This window comes from Vibrio sp. Vb0349, from assembly GCF_033338975.1.
The window spans coordinates 1-2,037 of the sequence record NZ_JAWOTS010000086.1 but is presented as its reverse complement, the minus strand read 5'-3'; the positions used below and the strand labels follow the sequence as shown (position 1 = coordinate 2,037).

The following is a 2,037-nucleotide window of genomic DNA, read 5'->3' as shown; positions in this document are numbered from 1 at the left end:
CGAATACGCCTATTTCATCGCAAAGCACATTAGATTCGATGGAGAAAAACGACATCATCTACCTTGATGGTACAGAGCGTCCGTATCAGTGTTCTTTGGCGAAAGATTGCAAACTCGGTTCGGCGTTGATCATTCCATTGCGTGCGGGTAAAGCGGTCATCGGAACAATCAAACTCTATGAACCTAAGCGTAAGCTGTTCTCAACCGCCAACATGTCAATGGCGGAAGGGATAGCTCAATTGCTCTCCAGCCAAATTTTGTATGGCGATTATCAACAACAACAAGCACTGTTAGCGCAGGCAGAAATCAAACTGCTGCACGCGCAGGTAAACCCTCACTTTTTGTTTAATGCGCTCAATACTATCAGTGCGATTACGCGCCGCGATCCAGATAAAGCCCGCGAATTAATTCAAAATTTATCGCACTTTTTCCGCAGCAACTTAAAGCAGAACATCAATACAGTGACACTGAAAGAAGAGCTTGCACACGTCAATTCTTACCTCAGTATCGAAAAAGCACGCTTCACGGATCGCTTGGAAGTAGAAATAGATATCGACCCAGAGTTGCTCGATATCAAGCTGCCAAGTTTCACACTTCAACCCTTGGTGGAAAATGCCATCAAACACGGCATCTCCAATATGCTTGAAGGTGGAAAAGTTAAAATTTACAGCGAAGCGCAACCTCAAGGACACCTGATTACAGTCGAGGACAACGCAGGCAGTTTCCAGCCACCAAAAGACAACCACTCAGGTTTAGGCTTGGAAATTGTAGACAAACGTCTCACTAATCAATTTGGGCGTGACTCAGCGCTAAAAATTGCGTGTGTGACGCATCAATTTACTAAAATGAGCTTTATCATTCCCCCGAAATCATAAACCCAATCAGCAGCAATAAAGGTAATGTTGGATGTTAACCGCACTCGTCATTGATGATGAACAGTTTGCTCGAGAAGAGCTGGCAGAGCTCTTGGATGAAACAGGTCAAGTGGAGGTGGTCGGTGATGCGTCCAATGCCATCTTGGGCCTCAAAAAAATCAACGAGCTCAAACCTGATGTGGTGTTCTTAGATATCCAAATGCCTCAAGTAACCGGGATCGAGCTGCTTGGCATGCTCGATCCTGAAACCATGCCGTATGTGGTTTTTGTTACCGCTTATGACCAATACGCAATCCAAGCTTTTGAAGATAACGCGTTTGACTATCTCCTCAAACCTGTCGACCCATGCCGCTTGAACAAAACCGTTAAGCGCCTAAACAAGGTGATCAGTCAATCAGCGTTAACTCAACAACTGTCTGCGATTACACCCGATACTTTGGATCAAATTCCTTGTATTGGACACAATCGGATTGTGATCATGGCAACCGAGACGGTGGAATGTGCTTATAGCGATATTAGCGGTGTGCATGTACGTTCCACCAGCCAAACAGCAAGCACTCAGCTCACGTTAAAAACACTGGAAGAAAAAACGCCCTTAGTGCGTTGTCATCGCCAATATTTAGTGAGCATTAAGGCCATCAGTGAAATCAAGCTGCTGGAAAATGGTCTAGCCGAAATCATCACCAAAACAGGCTTTGAGATCCCAGTAAGCCGTCGTTACCTCAAAGTACTCAAAGAGATGCTAGGTATCAGCAACTAAGTGCCGAATATGAGCGAAACATACGATCAAAAAAGGCGACCTTGAGGTCGCCTTTTGAATATTCGATAAATGGATATCAGTCCACTTGCTTGATTTGCAGCTCTTTTGGTACTTCGAAGAACATGTTTTCTTCTCGACCTAAGACTTCATCGACTGAGCGTGCACCCACTAGCTCTTTGATACGCTCAAGAATCTGATTCACCAACTCTTCTGGCGCAGAAGCACCCGCTGTCACACCTACTTTTGTCTTGCCTTCAAACCACTCTGGCTTGATATCTTCAGGACAATCCGTCAAGTAACCAGGCGTGCCAAGTTTCTCAGCCAACTCTTTAAGACGAGTAGAGTTTGAAGAATTCTTAGAACCCACAACCACCATTACATCCACATCACCAGCCAGCTCTC

At 45.1% G+C, this 2,037-nt stretch carries 2 protein-coding genes and 1 pseudogene; 2 read left to right on the top strand and 1 reads right to left on the bottom strand.

The window, feature by feature from the left end; genetic code table 11:
- A partial coding sequence (locus R7Q47_RS23400) for a sensor histidine kinase (protein WP_318089470.1) occupies positions 1-875 on the top strand: 875 nt, incomplete at its 5' end.
- Positions 876-906: 31 nt separating this feature from the next.
- Complete coding sequence (gene btsR, locus R7Q47_RS23395) at positions 907-1,635, top strand: two-component system response regulator BtsR (RefSeq protein WP_025631968.1); 729 nt, start codon at positions 907-909, stop codon at positions 1,633-1,635.
- Positions 1,636-1,711: 76 nt separating this feature from the next.
- On the opposite strand, the pseudogene ispH reads toward btsR, so the two are convergent.
- Positions 1,712-2,037 (bottom strand): annotated as a pseudogene (ispH, locus tag R7Q47_RS23390) (4-hydroxy-3-methylbut-2-enyl diphosphate reductase); the annotation flags it as partial.

Bases quoted from the DNA above. Each gene is read 5' to 3' on its own strand.
- btsR (WP_025631968.1), top strand. From the start codon at position 907: ATGTTAACCGCACTCGTCATTGATGATGAACAGTTTGCTCGAGAAGAG.